Consider the following 16,615-nt stretch of genomic DNA (forward strand, 5'->3'; position numbering starts at 1 on the left):
CTTACCACGGGCCAATTGCGCGCTGGCGTGCGCGCAGCACACCCCAAAGAGTCCATGCCAGCTGGGGTAATATAAGCAGGGCTGCGCCAGCCATGCCGCTCCAGAACCCTGTTGTGGGCGCTACAAGGCAGGCAACGCCACCACCCCACAGGGTTAGCCCCCATTCCAGCAAGGAGACAACGGGCACCGCTACGGCGCTACGGTAGATAATCTGGTAAAGGTGCCCCCGGTGCGCCTGCACAAGCGTCTGCCGCATGTACAGGCGGCGGATAAGCGTGAACAGCACATCATAAACCAGTGGGAACAACAGGGCGGGACCAAGTATTCCTCCGCGTGGCAGGGTGGTATGGCTGGCAATATACAGGCTGGCTATTCCCGCCAGCAGGCCGCAACCCTGGCTGCCAACATCACCCAGAAAAATCCGGGCATGGGGGAAGTTAAAGGGCAGAAAGCCCACAAGGCAGGCGCTGAGCAGCAAGGCAGGCCATTGCAGCGCCGGCACGCCAAAAAACGGGGCAGCAAGGCCCACGCACAGGGCGGCACAGGCCAGACACCCCGCAATAAGCCCGTTTAACCCGTCCATGAAGTTGACGGCATTGGTGATAAAAACCAGCCACAGAACAGACAGGCCCGCACCCGCCAGCGGCGTTGGCCCGGTCAGATGCACACCGCCCGCTACAATCAGGCAGGCGGCTATGGTCTGTGCTGCAAACTTAAGGCCGGGGTGCCACTGGTACAGGTCATCCAGCCACGAGACACCGCACAAAAGCACCAGAGCCACTGCCGCCATAAAGCATGGGAAAGAGAAAACAGGCTGGTCTGCCCCCCCCTGCAGAACAGGAAAAAACAGCCCGAATGCCACCATAACCCCGATTCCTCCCCCCTTGGGTGTGGGGGTGGCATGGGCGCTACGGTGGTCGGGGTGGTCCATGACCGCCAGCCTGATCATGCACCGCACAAGGGCTGCACACAGCAGGGCAGCGCAAGGCAGGCATGAAAAAGCCAGAACGGCGGGAAAAAAAGACATGAAAGAGAGGGTTGTCCGGTTAGGCTGCTTCTAGGATGTCGGGCGCTGGGCTATAAGCGCACGATCATGGTATCGCAACGTTCCCAGCTCCAGCATCAATATGCAAGATTTTGGCCGCTGAACAGGATTGCCCTGAATATCCTGCTCGACGGCGGGCTGGCAGCGTTGGCGGCAGTGCTGGCCTGCTGGCTGGCGGCCCCTTATGGAGTGCAGCTTCATCCAGTGTGGTTTGCCCTTGCCGGGGGTGCCTCACTGGTGGTGGGGGGGCTACCCTTTAGGCTGCCGCAGCAATACTGGCGCTTTGCCGGCATGTCGGACCTGCTGGGGCTTGCCGGTGCATCATTCAGCAGCGCTCTGCTGCTTTTTGCCGGTGTGGTGTGGGCCGGGTTGCCCCTGCCCAGTGTTGCGTTCCCCTTTATTTACGCCCTTGTGCTGCTTGTTCTGCTCGGCGGGGTGCGGGTGTTCCACCGTCTGGCGCACAGAGCAGGCGGCCCACGGGCCGATGGACAAAGCGTGCTGCTGATTGGGTCGGATACCGCAGCGGATCTGTTTATTCAGGTGGCAGAACGCGGCAAGCACATGAATGTCCGTATTGCCGGGCTGGTGGGGGGGAACCGGTCACAAACGGGCCACCGGATTCGTAACGTGCCTATTCTGGGGCACCGGGAAGAGTTGGCCCGTGTGCTGGCGCAGATGAACGCGGCGGGGCATCTGCCAGAAGCTCTGGTGGTGCTGGACCCCGATTGCAGGGGCCGTGCATTAAGCCAGATGCTGGATGTGGCGGCAGAGTACGGTCTGGCTGTGCTGCGACCGCCAGCCATGCTGGACATGACCCCGGCAGAACAGGTGCGTTTGCAGCCAATGCAGCCGCAGGACCTGCTGAACCGCCCGCAGGTACCGCTGGATCAGGCCGGGCTGGACCGCCTGATCAACCAGCGCTCGGTTCTGGTAACGGGGGTCGGGGGGACCATTGGTTCCGAACTGGTGCGTCAGATTGCCCGCCACGCGCCCGCCTGCCTTGTTCTGCTGGACCATGGCGAGTTCGCACTGTGGCAGATTGATGTGGAACTGGCGGAGTGTGCTCCGGGCATTACGCGCAAGGTGGTTGTGGCCGATGTGCGGGATGCGGAGCGGATTAACGCCATTATGGCCCAGTACAAGCCCGATCTGGTGTTCCATGCGGCAGCACTCAAGCATGTTCCGATTGTGGAGGCCAATCCGGCGGAAGGTGTTCTGACCAACCTGCACGGTACGCGTGTGGTGGCCGATGCCGCAGCCCGGTATGGGGCGGCAGCCATGATCGTGATTTCCACCGACAAGGCAGTTAATCCTTTCAATCTGATGGGGGCGACCAAGCGTGCGGCAGAAATGTACTGTCAGGCGCTGGATGTGCAGGCCCGCTCTTCGGGGCGGCCTAAGGCCATGCGCTGCATTACGGTGCGGTTTGGCAATGTGCTGGGGTCCACCGGTTCTGTCGTTCCTCTGTTCCAGCGGCAGTTGGAGCGGGGCGGCCCGCTAACCGTAACCCACCCGGAAATGCGGCGTTACTTCATGACCGTGCCTGAGGCCGTGGGGCTTGTGCTGCAGGCATGTGTGCGCGGCATGTCCTGTGCAACCGGGACGGATATGGAGGTTCTGCTCCGTCAGGGCGGTATTTTTGTGCTGGATATGGGGGAGCCGGTTAAGATTGTGGATCTGGCCCGGCAGATGGTCCGTCTGGCGGGGCTTAAGCCGGATGAAGATATTGCCATTCATTTTACCGGCCTGCGTGCAGGGGAAAAACTGTACGAGGAACTGTTCCATGGGCGTGAGACCTCGGTGCCGACCGATGCTCCCGGCCTGCTCATGGCAACGCCGCGTGTGGTGGAAATGGATGAGGTGCGCGCAGCCGTGGACCAGATTACCGCCCATGCCCGGTGTGGTGATGTAGCCGCAACCTTGCAGGCCCTGCGCCTGCTGGTGCCCGAGTTTGACCATAACCCTAACGGGGATGTGCGCGAACTGGCTCCGACTGGTGCAAAATCCCATGGTGCGGTAAAAGACGAGCAGATAAAGGCCGACGGCACGGAGCAGATGGCACCATGAGCAGTTCAGACAGCAGGCCCATTGCATTTCTTGACCTTGCAGCCCAGCAGAAGCGGCTGGGGCCTGTGCTGCGCCAGCGTCTGGATGCCGTGCTGGCCCATTGCCGTTTTGTTATGGGGCCGGAGGTTGCGGAACTGGAAGGCCGTCTGGCGGAATGGGCTGGTGCGCGGGAGTGCGTAGGGGTGTCTTCCGGTACGGATGCACTCCAGATTGTCATGATGGCTGAAGGTATTGGCCGGGGGGATGCGGTTTTTCTACCCGCCTTCACCTATACCGCCACGGCGGAGGTGCCTCTGCTGCTGGGGGCAACGCCCGTTTTTGTGGATGTGGACCCCAAGACATTCCAGATCGATCCTGCGCATCTGCAAAGCCGGATACAGGCCGTGCGGGCGGCGGGCAAGCTGCGGCCGCGCGCTATTGTGGGGGTGGACCTGTTTGGCCAGCCCGCTCCGTGGCCGGAACTGCGGGCCATTGCTGCGGCGGAAGAGTTGTTCCTTATGGCGGATTGCGCCCAGTCTTTTGGGGCGGAACTGGCGGGCAAACCATTGGGGTGCGAGGCCACGGCAACCACCTTGTCTTTTTTCCCCTCCAAACCACTGGGTGGGTATGGGGATGGTGGAGCCATTCTGACGGACGACCCCGAGCGCGCTGCCCTGTACCGCTCCCTACGCACCCATGGCGAAGGAGCAAGCCGGTACGAGGTCCTGCGCACAGGCATGAATGGTCGGCTTGATACCCTGCAGGCAGCAGTTCTTCTGGCCAAGCTGGAAAGCTTTAAAGATGAACTGGCCCGGCGCGATGCCATAGCTGCACAATATGATGCAGGGCTTGGCGGGTGTGTTCAGGTGCCGGTACGTGTGGCCGACAGCCGCAGTGCGTGGGCTATTTACGCCATATTGCTGGCAGATACAGCGGAGCGGGACGCCCTACAGGCCCGCTTGGCAGGCAAAGGGGTGCCTTCGGCCATTTATTACCCCCTGCCACTGCATAAACAACCTGCCTATCGTGACCACCATGATGGTACGGCCCTTCCTGTTTCCGAAGACCTGGCGCAGCGTATTCTGGCACTGCCCATTCACCCGGAACTGACAAACCAAGACGTAGCGCGCGTGATTGCCGCAGTCAGAGGGTAAGAAAGATATATCATGCGGAAAGAAACGGCGTTTATTATTGGCTTTCTGGTTTTGACCATAAGCACCACGATTGTGATCTGGACCTTTGCCCTGCCTAATTTCAAACCTGTTTCTTTTCCGCAGGTTGCCAGTGGCGTTATTGATGTGGGTCCAATGCACCGCCAGCGCCCGCTGGAAGCGGATGAAGTGGCAGATGTTAACAAGTGGCTTTCAACCCACAAGTCCGGCTGGGGGCCACTTAGCCGCACCCCACCGTCCTCGGGGGACTCGCATGTGCAGCTCAAGGATGCTCAGGGCAAGGATGTTCTGACCCTAACGCTGTGGACCGGGATTAGTGCGGCCGATTGGAATGCTACGGTTTTTGTGGAATCGCCCGATGGGTCATGGGTGCGCACGGAAACATTTTCCAACAAGGACTTTGCTCCGCTGCGCATGATGGTTGATCGCTATCCGTTCAAGCATTCCAGCTTTCCATAAGGCGGTCATGAGGTGGCAGTGTTAGGGCGCTAACCTGCCTTGAAAAAATGCCTCAGTTTGATTTTTCTTCGTGGTATTCATCATCAATATTAATTTCCCAGATTTTGCTCTTATCCTGCTGACCAGAGATAATCTGGTCAGCCGCTTCCTTGGCCGTTAGCATGGAATGGTCCTGGTTATTGTAACAGTGCATACCATTCCGCCCGATAAGATAGAGGTTTTCCACAGTGTCCAAGGCATTGCGGATTGTGGAAAAGCTCTTGTAGGACTCACCAAAATAACCGGGATACGCTTTGGGCACATGCACCACAACACTGTCTAATGTGTTAAGCGTTGAAACAAGGCCGATTTTCTGCATTTCAAAACAGGCGAGCTTGATCATATCCTGCTCGCTCAGAGTCCAGAGCTCATTTCCTTCGGAACAGAAAAACTCAAGTCCAAGCCATGTGGTTTCCGGGTCGGCAACCAGATAGGGGCTCCAGTTATTAAAGATTTGCACCCGTCCGACATTGACGCCGGGTTCCTGAATATAAATCCAGTTGTCTTCTAACTGGCGTGTTATGTCCGAAGATTTATAGAGCAGGCCAACTGTAATAAAGTCCCTGTATTGCAGGTTTTGTGCAATCTGCCTTACCGTGGGGGAAAAGTAATTTCCGCTGGCAGAGACTAGCTCTTTAATCGGCATGGTTGATACCAGAACATCGCACTTCTGGCGCTCTTGTCCGCCATCCTGATCGGTAACAGTTATGGATACGGCGCGATTATTCTCAAAAGTAATCTCATTGACATGATGATTGAGGAGAATTGTTCCCCCCATATCCGTAATATGCCGCGCAACAGTTTCCCACATCTGGCCCGGGCCATATTTGGGGTAAATGAATTGCTCTATAAGGGAGGTCTGAACACTCGTGTCTTTCTGCAGACCAAGAGCTTTTTTACAGGCATGCAGAATTGCGCTGGAAATAGACAGGCTTTTAACCCGCTGAGCTCCCCAGTCCGCACTAATGCTAGAGCACGGAACGCCCCAGACCTTTTCTGTGTAATCTTTGAAAAACTGTTGGTACAGTTTGCGACCAAACCGATTTATGAAAAAATCTTCCAGTGTCAGTTCAGGTGTAATTTTATGGAACCGGGCCCAGAGGTAGCTCAGGCCGAAAACAAGGGTTTTACGCCCCCCAAGCTTGGCCAGATTTGTTGGTGTGAGTTTGAGCGGGTAGTCAAAAAACGTTTTATTGTAATAGATACGAGACAGGCGCGAGCGGACCAGCATGACGTCATCAGTCGCAGGAGACTGAGGTCCAACAGCGAGCTCTCGCTCTTTACCCTGATATTGCAAGGTAACGTTTTGTTCGCTTGTTGCCGCAATTGGCAGAAAGCTCTCCCACCAGGACATAACCCAGTCGGATTTGGAGAAAAAGCGATGCCCACCAATATCTATACGGTTACCATGATGTTTGATGGTTTTTGATATTCCGCCAACCTGTTTGTCGCATTCGTAAACAGTTACATTTTTCCGACCGGCTTTCAGGAGTTCATAGGCAAGTGTCAAACCTGCTGGCCCAGCACCAATAACAACGATTTTTTCATCTTGTGCCATGACGTTCCCTATATTTACCCGACTTCTTATTTCTGATCGGAAAGATCGGTAGTAAATACAGGGTATATGAAGAATACAAAAGGTCAAATCGGTAGATTTTTTTAATTATGACAATGTGACGAAGAAATTTCAATAAGCCATATAATAAATTGAAATTTTCAAAAACTACTTCATTATTTTAATTTCAATGCAAATAATTTTTGAGTGTGAGGTGTGATAATTGAATAATGCGCGTAACGGGTAATCGTATCAGTAAACAAAGGGGAAAATCTTCCAGCGAACCTGCTTTGACCAAAGACACCATTGTGGATCTGTGGAAAGCATTTTTTCTTCTGCTCGGATACGCAGGATCTGTAACGACCATGTACTAAAAATAGCGCAGATATTCCAGAGACTGAAATTATACAGGAGAAAACCGAGGCTGGTTAACATGTAGCCAGCATACATTGGATGCCGGATGATACGGTATGGACCATAAGTTTTTACAACCCGTACAGCTGCAACAATTGCAAAGCTTCTCCCTAGGCAGAGTTTGGCTGAAAGGCTGATAAGAATGCCTATAAACGACAAGATAAAGCACAATGTAACAGGGGCAAGATGTGTATTGCTGGCATGGGTAGAAACGATCTGCGCCGAATACGTTCCCAGAATGGCTAATATCCAATCTGTTGTGTTATGGCTCATTCTTCCCGGAGATCGAAATAACGTAAAGAGAAGCTCCAATATCATTTCCACCATATACAATATAGTTATAATATTATAATCAATAAATATCAATTTGAAATTATGATTTATGAAATAAATATATGGAATAATTATGATTATTTTTTCTAGTTTATCGTTAATGTATTTATTTTCACTTAACATTGAACTGCGTTCTTTTCAAGGTACGAGTGGCGCCGGGAGGCTACGTAAAGAAAGATCAGGGCAATAATTGGTTCAATCGGCATATGATAATGCAAGGTTAGGGACAAAATATAAAAAGGTGAAAAATATAAAACAATCAGTAGAAGTTTTTCCCAAGGAAGAAATTTCGTTTCAATAGCTGTATTAATCATCCATATTGCGGGTATCATCATATAAGTAAGGTCGTAGTGTAGAAGATAAGGTGTACATAAAGGAGATGCGGCCAAGCATAGAATGAGATTATTTTTAATATTCTTTCCTTTTTTTATTTTATAAAAAACAAACATTATGATTGTAGAGGAAAATATAATTTGCAGCCATAAAGCTGTAGAGAATGGCACATGGTGCACGGACAGAAAACCGAATAGCGTGATAAAGATCTGACATAAAGCCACGTTATGCAAAATGCTATCTTGCATCATGTGTGAGTATTCAAAAAAGCGTATCCAAGCATCAAGACCAAACACACACAAGGAAAGGCCTACCATACAAGTGGCAGATGTCATCATTCCAATTATTGTGCGCCAACGGCCCATAAAAATAAGACCAAGAGGAACAAGAAATGCAACATGTGGTTTAATAATAAGGAGACCGAAGAATAAACCAGAAACAAATGGATTTTTTTCAATATAGTAAAAACCCAATGTTAAAATCAGAGCGATCAAAAGCCCTGTTTGTCCTGTAACTAGAGAAATGCAGAATTGAGGAGATACAAATGCAAATGCAGTAATGGACCAGTTGCGGCACAAAATACTCAATGTTTTTGCGGTGATGAAGGGGGCCGTCAAACCCCATAGAGTGTAAGATAATGTATAAGTAAAAAATGCCCATGGCCAGATGAAAAAAAGCATGGAAGGCGGATATAGAAATGGTAGTTTGTAGGGGTGGCTCAGGGCATGAGCGCTTTGCATGACTGCATCATGAGCAGCTGTATTGTAGATATCATAAATGTGGCCGTGAATTAACTGCTTGGAAGCTGCCCAAAACAGTATAAAATCTCCACCAAATGCATAGTCTTCAGGTTTATTTTCGTCCTTAATAATATATAAAAAAGAGAAAATAATCGTAAAAACTATAATATATATTATCAAATATGCATTACATCTTTCTTTATTCATGAAATTCATATTTTTTAATTCAGAATATAGAAATTTTACTATATCTTTTGGCTTCTTCGAACTGAGCATTTGTGTAATGCGCTTTGCATGATGTGATTTGATATGGTTCGACATTAAGGAATTTGATGGAAATTTACAACTCTACGTCGCGAGGATGAGGTGAGAGGATTTTTTTTGAAATTTTGATTTAAAGCAATTAATATGTAACCCGATGTGTATTAATAGTACACACTAGCGTAAACCAGTGGGGGTAACCTCCATTGATTTTTTAGATTTAGGAGAATGATACATGTTGCGAGTAAATGAATATGCAGCAGTGGTTGCCCGTTTTTTTTCCATTAAGGATAAGCGCGGGGTGACGGCTATTGAATATGGTCTGATTGCTTCCTTGATTGCTTTGGCAATTATCGGTGGCGTGACGACTCTTGGTTCCAGGCTCAGCGCAGTGTTCCAGTCGATTGCGCAAAGTATTTCGTCGTAATTGCGAAGGATATTGCTGCGGCCTTGCGTCGGTTTACGAGGTGTAACCTTGGGAGTGCTTCTGCGCTCCTGAGGGGCAATGGTCAGAGGGTCTAGTGGTGTCATGGTTTGTTCTCATGGCGGCCTATGCCCTCCTTTGCTATGCAATGTTGGTTGACGTGCGAGTGCGGGAGATCCCTGACTGGGTCAGTCTGGGTCTTCTGGCTCTTGCGATTTTAAATGGTGCGGCAGTCCATTGGATTTCCCTTGCCTTTGGTGCCCTGATTTATCTCCTGCTTTTTTTCTTGTGGAGTCTCGGAGTCATCGGGGGTGGGGATGTTAAGCTGATTGCCGCAACCTCATTGTTTTTTATGCCGTATGAGCAGCTTATTTTTCTTTTGAATATTGGTTTGGCTGGCGGTGTTCTGGCCATGCTGTATCTCTTTGGTCGAAACAGATTGCCAATCATATCAAAGAGGACAACAAAAAATCGCGTTCTGCGCGTCGAGGCCTGGCGGATTAGGCGGGGTATGTCCCTACCCTATGCTGTGGCTATTGCGATTGGCTTCATTATGACGACCCTGCGGGGTGAGTGGTAGGCGGTAAGAATGGTCACGCGTATTGCGATGTTGTTCATTGGTGTGATCGGCTTGATTGGTCTTTTTGTGCTCGGGAAAGTTATTATGTCCCCCGCGCCTGCACCGCAGAAGGCCGCCCAGCAGGAAGTTGTTGTTCATACAAAAAAACTGCTCACGGTCCGGCATGCCATGCATGCGGGTGATTTTCTCCGCGAGGCAGACTTGGTTACATCGGCTATCCCCGATGATTATGTCCCCCCAGGGAGTCTGGAGGATACTCCAGCGAACCGGCAGGCTCTGGAAGGGGCGCTGCTGCGGATGGATCTTCCTGCGGGCGGCGGAATTGTTGAGCAGGCGTTTCTTCGAGTCGGGGACCACGGCTTTCTTTCCGCGGTTCTGAAGCCCGGGATGCGCGCACTGAGCATTGGCGTCAATCTGGCCTCAGGTGTGTCTGGCCTTATCGAACCTGGTGATAGAGTCGATGTGGTGATGACCGAACGGGTCGGAGATGGTGCTGGCGGAAGCAATGTTTCGCGCCTCGTCTCTAAAATTGTCCTTTCAGGTATCCGGGTTGTTGCCGTGGGTGGTGCTCTATCCCCGCGTGGAAGCCGGAATGTTACTGAGCAGGCCGGTATAGACGTGCGAACAGTAACTCTGGAAGTCACGCCTGAGCAGTCAGGTGTTCTGGGTACGGCCCAGCAACTCGGTCAAATAGTGCTGACAGTTCAATCGCTTGGTGGCTCACATGATGATCTTGCCACACCCCCGGTCTGGGAATACTCTGTCTCTGCGTCTGATAGTCAGCAGGTGAAGGGCGGCGTAAAGGTTATGCATGTCTATAATGGGATTTCAGGCGCTCAAGATGTCCACTTTTAAAAGAGCCATGCGGATTGCGCTAAGTGGCATCGTATTGTTTGGCATGTGTCCTCCTATGGAGGCATCCGCGCGTAAAGCAAAAGCGCATCCCAGAAGGCACCATGCGCCAGTTGCTGCAAAGCGCCATGCGGCGCAGCCCCGCTCCCTTTCGGTTCTGACCCTTGAGGTCGGGAACGGTAAGCTGGTTGAACTGTCCGGCTCAGCCGAAAACGTGTTCTCAGCTGATCCAAAGGTTGCGGAAATACGTCCGGCAAGTCCACACAGCGTGTTTGTCTTCGGGCTGTCCGCCGGTCGTACAAGTATTGTGGCGGCAGATACCAATGGGCAGGCGATTGACCATTACGCGGTGCGTGTTGAGCCCTCCACTTATCCCGCCAACACACTGGATCATTCTGCGGGCAAAATTGTGCCTATGCTCCGGGCCACGGCCACACCAGACGGGCTGAACATTGATGGGGATTCCGATAATCCCGAAAAAGCCTGGCGTTTTAGCGACCGTGCTCGTGGGTTGGTCGGTAAAGACGGTTTTGTGTCCGATTATTCCAAAATGCACGGCTCCATTCAGGTGAACCTCAAGATCCGTATTGTTGAAATGGATCGCTCGTTGGTGCGTGAGCTTGGGGTGGAATGGCAAAACGTTAACGCCTTGGGAACATCGGCAGTTATTGGCCTTGCGACTTCTAGCCCCTTGGAAACACTGGCAACGACCAAAAGCAGCATTGGCTTTCTCTCGCGTTTTAAAGCCGGTAGCCAGTCGGTCACGCTGGAAACGGTTGTGGATATGCTGGCCAGAGATGGTCTGGTGCATAGCCTTGCCGAACCAAACTTGACCACGATTAGCGGGCAGCCTGCCAATTTTGTAGTTGGTGGTGAATACCCTGTTCCGGTTTCCAGTTACAATAATACGACCAACGTCAGCTTTAAGCAGTATGGTATTTCTTTGGCGTTTGTTCCCACGGTTTTAGGGGATGGCCGTATCAGTCTGCATGTAAGGCCCGAGGTGAGCGCGCTTTCTTCTAACGGGGCAGTAACGCTCTCGGCCGGGAACTCTTCTGTTCAGATTCCAGCGATTACTGTCCGGCGTGCAGATACCACTGTGGAAATGGCAAGCGGGCAAAGCTTTGTTCTTGCTGGTCTTATGTCGGATAGCACAAAAATTACGGGTCAGGGCCTGCCATGGCTGGGGGATATTCCTGTGCTGGGGGCGTTGTTCAAATCCTCAAGCTTCCAGAAAGACGAGAGCGAACTGGTCATTATTGCCACGCCGTATCTGGTCAAGCCGGTGAGCAACGAAAAAGAGTTGCACACACCGGATGAAGGCTGGACGCCGCCAAATGACATGGAACGTATTTTTATGATGCGTCAGAGTGGCACCGATGTTTCTCGTAGACGCCCCTGGCAGCGTCTGGAAACCGGCGATGCTGGTTTTATGGTGGAGTAGCACCTTATGTCGTATAAAATAGTGTCAGGCACTGCGGTTATCCTGTTGATGGGTTTGGCGGACTGTTCGGTTATGGAACCGCTTGACCAGTCTTATCACTGGCGGAGTCTGGGGGTTTACGATGCCAACACGGCCGCACAGGTAGAGAATAAACGAGATTTGCAAAGAGGTCGTCCGCTGCCGCCGTCTGACGGGCAGACAGCCGTGGCTGCGGTGGAACGTTGGCGCGAAGACCGTGTCAAAAGCCTTGGCCGGAGTGGTCTGGCTGAGTTGAATATGAACGGTGAAGATCAGGGAAACTCCGGGGGTGGAGTCGCTACCAGTAGCAGTGGTGGGGGGCAATAACACGTGGCACTTCCCCCAGAGCAGTCCCAGCCCCAGCAGCAGCCTGCTGATACCGACAACATAAAGCAGGGCAGCGTCCTTGCTTTCGTGCAGGACGCGGATACAGAGGCGCAGCTTACCGAATGCCTGAAAGAGCTCCGGTCCGGCACAGTGCAGGTTTTGCGCGGGTCAGGGGCGTTTGCGATCTCCTACCTGGGTAAGCATGAGTTTCCATCTTACCTGATTATCGATGTTGGTGGAGAAAGTGACGCATTAGGCGTTCTGCGTACAGTTACGGAGTTATTGCCACCCGACGTAACCATTATGGTGTTGGGTGATCGCACCGATGCGGATTTCTACCGAAGCGTAACCCACGTGTTCGGGGCGGCGGAGTATTTGTATCGTCCCTTCAGCCGTAACCTGATTTTACGTATTTTTGGTCCGATTATTCTTCACGGGCGTGACACGCATCGCCTGATGGAAGGGGCCAGCCTGATTGCCTGCATCGGGGTGCGTGATGGTGTGGGGGCGACAACTCTTACCACAAATCTGGCTTATTTTCTGGCAGAAGAAGCCCGCCGGTATTCGTTGCTGATCGATTTTGACCTGCGTGCAGGCAAAATGGCAACGCTGCTGGATATTAATACCAACGGTGGCTTCCGGTCTGCTCTGGAAACGCCCGACCGTATGGACGAACTGCTGCTTGAACGTAGCATGCAGGCCGTTGGAGAGCGTTTACAGGTTCTGTCGAGCATGGGGGATCTGAACACGTTGCCCAAAATCGGGAGTAACGCTGTTACCCGGTTGATGGAACTTGTGCGCCCTCGTTTTCGTTTTGTCCTGACCGAAGTAAAATGGTCGGATGATGACGTGTATATGCGTGTTCTGGGGCAAGCACAGCAGTATATCTTAATAATGGATCCGACCATTGTCTCCGTGCGTGATGCACTGCGGGTCATGGCCAGCCTTCCGCGTGTTTCGCCTGTCAGCAAGCCGTTTATTGTTGTCAACAATGTGGGGCGGCCTGGGTCCTTGTCACTGGACGAGATTACGCAGAGTCTGGGCACAGAGCCTGATATACTCATGCCGTATCTGCCCGCAGATTGTGGAAACGCTGAAATCGACGGCAAGCTGGTTGTTACCAAAAACAAAGTGTACCGCCAGACTATTGAACAGCTGGCACATGGTGCACTGGCCGTTACGTTGAGTTCCTCCCTTTCCAAGGGAGGACTTTTTGCACAACTCAAAGAAAAAATAAAAGCTTTGGGAGCACGGTTTAAGAAATGAGCTCTAGCAAGCAAAATGAGATTGTTGATCGTCTGCGCCGCATGCAAAATGTGCAAGACGAGTTTAGCGTGCCTGATGCAGCAGCTGCTGCTCCGCAGGAAACGGCACCTGCCGCAGAGGTTGAAAGCCCTGCGCTGTCCGACCAGTCGCTTATTTTGCGTCCGCTGTGCTTAAACCGGCTTGATCCTACAATAGTTTTATCCCTGTCGGCCGAGGACCTGCTTGAACAGGTCGAGCAGGTGGTCGATCAGGTTGCCACGGAGCAGCGGATTCAGCTCAATCTGCGTGAGCAGCGCCGCATTGCGACTGAACTTGTTCATGACATGAAGGGGCTGGGCCCCATTCAGCCGCTGCTTGATGACGATAGTATTGCAGATATTATGGTCAACGGGCCCAACAGCATTTTTGTTGAACGGAGCGGGAAAACGCAGCCGTCCAATATCCGCTTCCGGGATGCGCGCCACCTTGCGTCTGTTTGCCAGCGCATTGCGTCAGATGTCGGCCGACGTGTGGATGAATCAAGCCCGATGGTCGATGCGCGCCTTAAAGATGGCTCGCGTGTTAATATTGTTTTCCCGCCTCTGGCGCTGGATGGTCCTTATCTGTCCATTCGTAAATTCTCGCGCCACAAAATCAGTTTTCAGCAGTTGGTTAATAATGGTAGCTGTACGCCTGCCGTTGCCAAAATTCTCGAAATTGCCGCACGGATCCGTTTGAATGTTGTAATTTCTGGCGGCACGGGTTCTGGTAAAACCACGCTACTAAATGCACTTTCGCATTTTATCGATTTTGGCGAGCGTGTAATTACCGTTGAAGATGCCGCGGAACTCCAGCTTCAGCAGCCGCATGTTGTGCGTATGGAAACACGCCCCGTGTCGTTGGAAGGCAAGGGGGAAGTGACGCAGCGTGATCTTGTGCGTAATGCTCTGCGTATGCGCCCTGACCGCATTATTATCGGGGAGGTCCGTGGTGCTGAAGCGTTTGACATGCTTCAGGCCATGAACACCGGCCATGATGGCAGTATGTCCACGGTCCATGCGAACACAACGCGTGATGGCGTGACACGTATTGAAAGCATGGTGCAGATGGGCAACTTCGGTCTGCCTATTTCTGCGATCCGTAACCAGATTGTTGGTGCGGTTGACATGATTATTCAGGTTGGGCGTCACAGGGATGGCGGTCGCCGGATTACTCAGGTGACAGACGTCTCGGGTGTTGAAGGGGATGTTGTCGTTCTGAACGATATTTTCCGGATGCAGTTTGATGGTGAGGATGCAGAAGGCAAGCTGCTGACAAGCTATGAAGTCTCGCGCATTCGCCCCAGCTTTTATGAAAAACTCGTTTATAACCAGATGGATGGCGTATGGAATGCCGCGTTTGAAAGCGTGTCCTTATGACCAGTTTCCTTCTGGTTATTGGTTTTTTATTTTTTGCGGGTATTAATGTTCTTGCGTACCTTCTTTATCAGTCCAGTATAGCTAAAGATCGCCGCAATAAGCGGATCTATAAAGAAATAAGCTCTTACCTTCTGCACAATATTGAGCCACGCAAACGTACACCAGTGGAGTGGGCTGTATATATTGTTGAATCTGGTTTTATCAGAAAATTTTTGATCTGGGCTTCAAAGTATAATCCACAACATTATGCACATAGTGATGTGGGTTTGCTGAAGATATATTTATTATCATCCATATTCCCGACCATAACGCTTTACTATCTGTTTAGCGTTATCGGTATATGGAGCGTTATTATAAACTTTTTCATATGGGTTGCTACTATCCGCTTTATTTGTAATTTTCTGCGGAATCGATACAAAAAAAAATTATATACACAATTTCCCGATGCAATTGGTATGATGGTGCGCTCTCTACGTGTTGGTGTCCCCCTTTCGCGCTGCATGATTGTTGTCAGTGAGGAAAGCGACGAACCAACGTGCAGGGAGTTTAAAGTCATTGCGGGCGAGGTTGCCGTGGGCCGGAGTTTGGGGGAGGTTCTGCAGGCTGTGGCGGACCGGGTTGATCTTCAGGAATACCGTTTTCTGGCAACGGTTATCAGTATTCAGTCTTCTACGGGGGGCGCGCTGGCTGATGTGCTGTCATCGCTAGCAGATACGATCAAGCAGCAGATTGCCATTTACAAGCGGGGCCTTGCACTTTCCAGCGAAGCCAAAATGAGTTCTTACGTCCTGGCTGCACTACCCTTTTTTATTGCCATTCTGTTGGAGTTCGTTAATCCGGACTATATCAACCAGCTTTTTTGGACGCAGTCTGGTCATTACCTTTTGGCGTCTGCCATCTTTTTGTTTGTTTTAGGGATGGCGGTTATGAAGATAATTATCAGCAGAACTCTTGACCTCTAATGGCATCTTATCTGAACATCATCATATTCCTTTGCTTGCTGGCGGTGTTCTGCGCTTCTGTGCTCATTCTGGTGGCCAAAACACGCAGTGATGACCGACGTGCCAAACGTTTACGGGTTATTCTGGCGACTGTAGGCGAGCTTGACCCCAATTCTGTTGAAGAACGAAAAGGGGGTAGATTTTCAGTAGTATTTCAAAAAATAGGCCAAGTTGTTCTCAAAAGTGGAATTATAGATGAAAAGAGCATTCAGGCGTTTACAGAAGGCTTGCGTGCAAGTTCTTATATAGGAAGTCATTATCTGGAAATCTTTGTTGGATGTAAGCTGATCCTGCTACCGGTTGGCGGCTTTGTTGCTTGGTTTTTTTCCTATGATTTCTTTTCCAAACCTGCATTGCATATTATTGCTCCTGTTGCCGGGGCCATTTTTGGCTTGCTGTTACCTGATATCCTTATTCGGCAATGGAGGAAGAGTTATCTTAAAGCGGTAGAAAAAGGACTCCCTGATGCGCTGGATATGCTGGTAATCTGTGCGGATGCAGGCTTGGCAATTGAAGCGGCCATTAATCGCGTGGCGCTGGAAATGAAGAGTGTCAATCCGAGTACGGCTTTTGAGTTTCAGTTGACGGCTCAGGAGATGAACATGATTACTGATCGACGGGAAGTTTTTCAGTTGATGGCAAGCCGTACGGGATTGCTGGATATGCGCCGTATTGCCAACTCCTTAAGCCAGACTATTCAGGTCGGGTCGTCGGTAACGCTGGCGTTGCGCGCTCTTTCTGTTGAAATTCGTAAGAATCGCATGATTGAGTATGAAGCCCGTGCTGCTCAGCTGCCGGTATTGCTGACGTTGCCTATGATTCTATTTTTTCTACCAATCGTGTTCATTATTGCTGGTGGACCAGCCTTCCTTCAGGTTGTGAAGACGTTTTATAACTAATCTAAGGGAA

Annotated in this window: 16 protein-coding genes; 12 read left to right on the forward strand and 4 right to left on the reverse strand. The window is 51.3% G+C overall.

Translation table 11 applies throughout. The annotated features are described in order from the left end of the window. Position 1: 1 nt before the first annotated feature. Positions 2–1,027, reverse strand: coding sequence for a UDP-phosphate alpha-N-acetylglucosaminephosphotransferase (locus HK20_RS00075; protein WP_086645074.1), 1,026 nt, complete (start codon positions 1,025–1,027; stop codon positions 2–4). 66 nt (positions 1,028–1,093) lie between these two features. On the opposite strand from HK20_RS00075, the gene HK20_RS00080 reads away from it, so the two are divergent. Genes HK20_RS00080 through HK20_RS00090 form a run of 3 tightly spaced genes read left to right on the forward strand, consistent with a single transcriptional unit; the run spans position 1,094 to position 4,722 of the window. Further along, positions 1,094–3,112 carry a nucleoside-diphosphate sugar epimerase/dehydratase gene (locus tag HK20_RS00080; RefSeq protein ID WP_086645075.1) on the forward strand — a complete coding sequence of 673 codons (2,019 nt, stop codon included), beginning with the start codon at positions 1,094–1,096 and terminating at the stop codon, positions 3,110–3,112. Continuing rightward, positions 3,109–4,245, forward strand: coding sequence for a DegT/DnrJ/EryC1/StrS aminotransferase family protein (locus HK20_RS00085; RefSeq protein WP_086645076.1), 1,137 nt, complete (start codon positions 3,109–3,111; stop codon positions 4,243–4,245). The genes HK20_RS00080 and HK20_RS00085 overlap by 4 nt, the downstream gene beginning before the upstream one ends. A gap of 12 nt (positions 4,246–4,257) precedes the next feature. Next, positions 4,258–4,722 (forward strand): hypothetical protein, encoded by a 465-nt coding sequence (locus HK20_RS00090; RefSeq protein ID WP_086645077.1) that lies wholly within the window; start codon positions 4,258–4,260, stop codon positions 4,720–4,722. 52 nt (positions 4,723–4,774) lie between these two features. Here the strand turns inward: HK20_RS00090 and HK20_RS00095 are convergent, their stop codons facing one another. The 3 genes from HK20_RS00095 to HK20_RS00105 all read right to left on the reverse strand — a co-directional run bounded on the left by HK20_RS00095 (position 4,775) and on the right by HK20_RS00105 (position 8,343). Further along, on the reverse strand, positions 4,775–6,319 hold the full coding sequence (locus tag HK20_RS00095; protein ID WP_086645078.1) for an NAD(P)/FAD-dependent oxidoreductase: 1,545 nt from the start codon (positions 6,317–6,319) through the stop codon (positions 4,775–4,777). A gap of 249 nt (positions 6,320–6,568) precedes the next feature. Continuing rightward, positions 6,569–7,003 (reverse strand): isoprenylcysteine carboxylmethyltransferase family protein, encoded by a 435-nt coding sequence (locus HK20_RS00100; protein WP_158093017.1) that lies wholly within the window; start codon positions 7,001–7,003, stop codon positions 6,569–6,571. A 176-nt stretch (positions 7,004–7,179) separates the two neighbouring features. After that, entirely contained in the window at positions 7,180–8,343 is a 1,164-nt protein-coding gene (locus HK20_RS00105) for a glycosyltransferase family 87 protein (RefSeq protein WP_158093018.1), read from the reverse strand. Positions 8,344–8,632: 289 nt separating this feature from the next. On the opposite strand from HK20_RS00105, the gene HK20_RS00110 reads away from it, so the two are divergent. The 9 genes from HK20_RS00110 (at position 8,633) to HK20_RS00150 (ending at position 16,605) form a co-directional block, all read left to right on the forward strand. Then, a complete protein-coding gene (locus HK20_RS00110) occupies positions 8,633–8,824 on the forward strand; it encodes a Flp family type IVb pilin (RefSeq protein ID WP_086645081.1) in 192 nt (63 codons plus the stop codon). 115 nt (positions 8,825–8,939) lie between these two features. Next, entirely contained in the window at positions 8,940–9,401 is a 462-nt protein-coding gene (locus HK20_RS00115; protein ID WP_086645082.1) for a prepilin peptidase, read from the forward strand. A gap of 9 nt (positions 9,402–9,410) precedes the next feature. Then, a complete protein-coding gene (cpaB, locus tag HK20_RS00120; RefSeq protein WP_086645083.1) occupies positions 9,411–10,256 on the forward strand; it encodes a Flp pilus assembly protein CpaB in 846 nt (281 codons plus the stop codon). A gap of 55 nt (positions 10,257–10,311) precedes the next feature. Next, a complete protein-coding gene (locus tag HK20_RS00125; RefSeq protein ID WP_233129011.1) occupies positions 10,312–11,697 on the forward strand; it encodes a type II and III secretion system protein family protein in 1,386 nt (461 codons plus the stop codon). Positions 11,698–11,703: 6 nt separating this feature from the next. Further along, complete coding sequence (locus HK20_RS00130) at positions 11,704–12,042, forward strand: hypothetical protein (RefSeq protein WP_086645084.1); 339 nt, start codon at positions 11,704–11,706, stop codon at positions 12,040–12,042. 3 nt (positions 12,043–12,045) lie between these two features. Continuing rightward, positions 12,046–13,308: a hypothetical protein gene (locus tag HK20_RS00135; RefSeq protein ID WP_086645085.1), complete on the forward strand. Its 1,263-nt coding sequence runs from the start codon at positions 12,046–12,048 to the stop codon at positions 13,306–13,308. Between the two features lie 68 nt (positions 13,309–13,376). Continuing rightward, on the forward strand, positions 13,377–14,705 hold the full coding sequence (locus HK20_RS00140; protein WP_341461179.1) for a CpaF family protein: 1,329 nt from the start codon (positions 13,377–13,379) through the stop codon (positions 14,703–14,705). Further along, positions 14,702–15,667, forward strand: coding sequence for a type II secretion system F family protein (locus HK20_RS00145; RefSeq protein WP_086645087.1), 966 nt, complete (start codon positions 14,702–14,704; stop codon positions 15,665–15,667). The genes HK20_RS00140 and HK20_RS00145 overlap by 4 nt, the downstream gene beginning before the upstream one ends. After that, positions 15,667–16,605 carry a type II secretion system F family protein gene (locus HK20_RS00150; RefSeq protein ID WP_086645088.1) on the forward strand — a complete coding sequence of 313 codons (939 nt, stop codon included), beginning with the start codon at positions 15,667–15,669 and terminating at the stop codon, positions 16,603–16,605. Before HK20_RS00145 ends, HK20_RS00150 begins: the two co-directional genes overlap by 1 nt. Positions 16,606–16,615 lie beyond the last annotated feature (10 nt).

This window comes from Acetobacter sp. DsW_54 (assembly GCF_002153575.1).
Classification (GTDB): Bacteria; Pseudomonadota; Alphaproteobacteria; order Acetobacterales; family Acetobacteraceae; genus Acetobacter; species Acetobacter fabarum.

What these genes read in the sequence shown, in the direction of transcription:
- HK20_RS00095 (WP_086645078.1), bottom strand. Translation starts at nt 6,319, where the DNA reads ATGGCACAAGATGAAAAAATCGTTGTTATTGGTGCTGGGCCAGCAGGT.
- HK20_RS00085 (WP_086645076.1), top strand. Translation starts at nt 3,109, where the DNA reads ATGAGCAGTTCAGACAGCAGGCCCATTGCATTTCTTGACCTTGCAGCC.
- HK20_RS00115 (WP_086645082.1), top strand. Translation starts at nt 8,940, where the DNA reads ATGGCGGCCTATGCCCTCCTTTGCTATGCAATGTTGGTTGACGTGCGA.
- HK20_RS00100 (WP_158093017.1), bottom strand. Translation starts at nt 7,003, where the DNA reads ATGAGCCATAACACAACAGATTGGATATTAGCCATTCTGGGAACGTAT.
- HK20_RS00090 (WP_086645077.1), top strand. Translation starts at nt 4,258, where the DNA reads ATGCGGAAAGAAACGGCGTTTATTATTGGCTTTCTGGTTTTGACCATA.
- cpaB (WP_086645083.1), top strand. Translation starts at nt 9,411, where the DNA reads ATGGTCACGCGTATTGCGATGTTGTTCATTGGTGTGATCGGCTTGATT.
- HK20_RS00105 (WP_158093018.1), bottom strand. Translation starts at nt 8,343, where the DNA reads ATGAATAAAGAAAGATGTAATGCATATTTGATAATATATATTATAGTT.
- HK20_RS00075 (WP_086645074.1), bottom strand. Translation starts at nt 1,027, where the DNA reads ATGTCTTTTTTTCCCGCCGTTCTGGCTTTTTCATGCCTGCCTTGCGCT.
- HK20_RS00110 (WP_086645081.1), top strand. Translation starts at nt 8,633, where the DNA reads ATGTTGCGAGTAAATGAATATGCAGCAGTGGTTGCCCGTTTTTTTTCC.
- HK20_RS00080 (WP_086645075.1), top strand. Translation starts at nt 1,094, where the DNA reads ATGGTATCGCAACGTTCCCAGCTCCAGCATCAATATGCAAGATTTTGG.
- HK20_RS00150 (WP_086645088.1), top strand. Translation starts at nt 15,667, where the DNA reads ATGGCATCTTATCTGAACATCATCATATTCCTTTGCTTGCTGGCGGTG.
- HK20_RS00145 (WP_086645087.1), top strand. Translation starts at nt 14,702, where the DNA reads ATGACCAGTTTCCTTCTGGTTATTGGTTTTTTATTTTTTGCGGGTATT.
- HK20_RS00130 (WP_086645084.1), top strand. Translation starts at nt 11,704, where the DNA reads ATGTCGTATAAAATAGTGTCAGGCACTGCGGTTATCCTGTTGATGGGT.
- HK20_RS00125 (WP_233129011.1), top strand. Translation starts at nt 10,312, where the DNA reads ATGGAGGCATCCGCGCGTAAAGCAAAAGCGCATCCCAGAAGGCACCAT.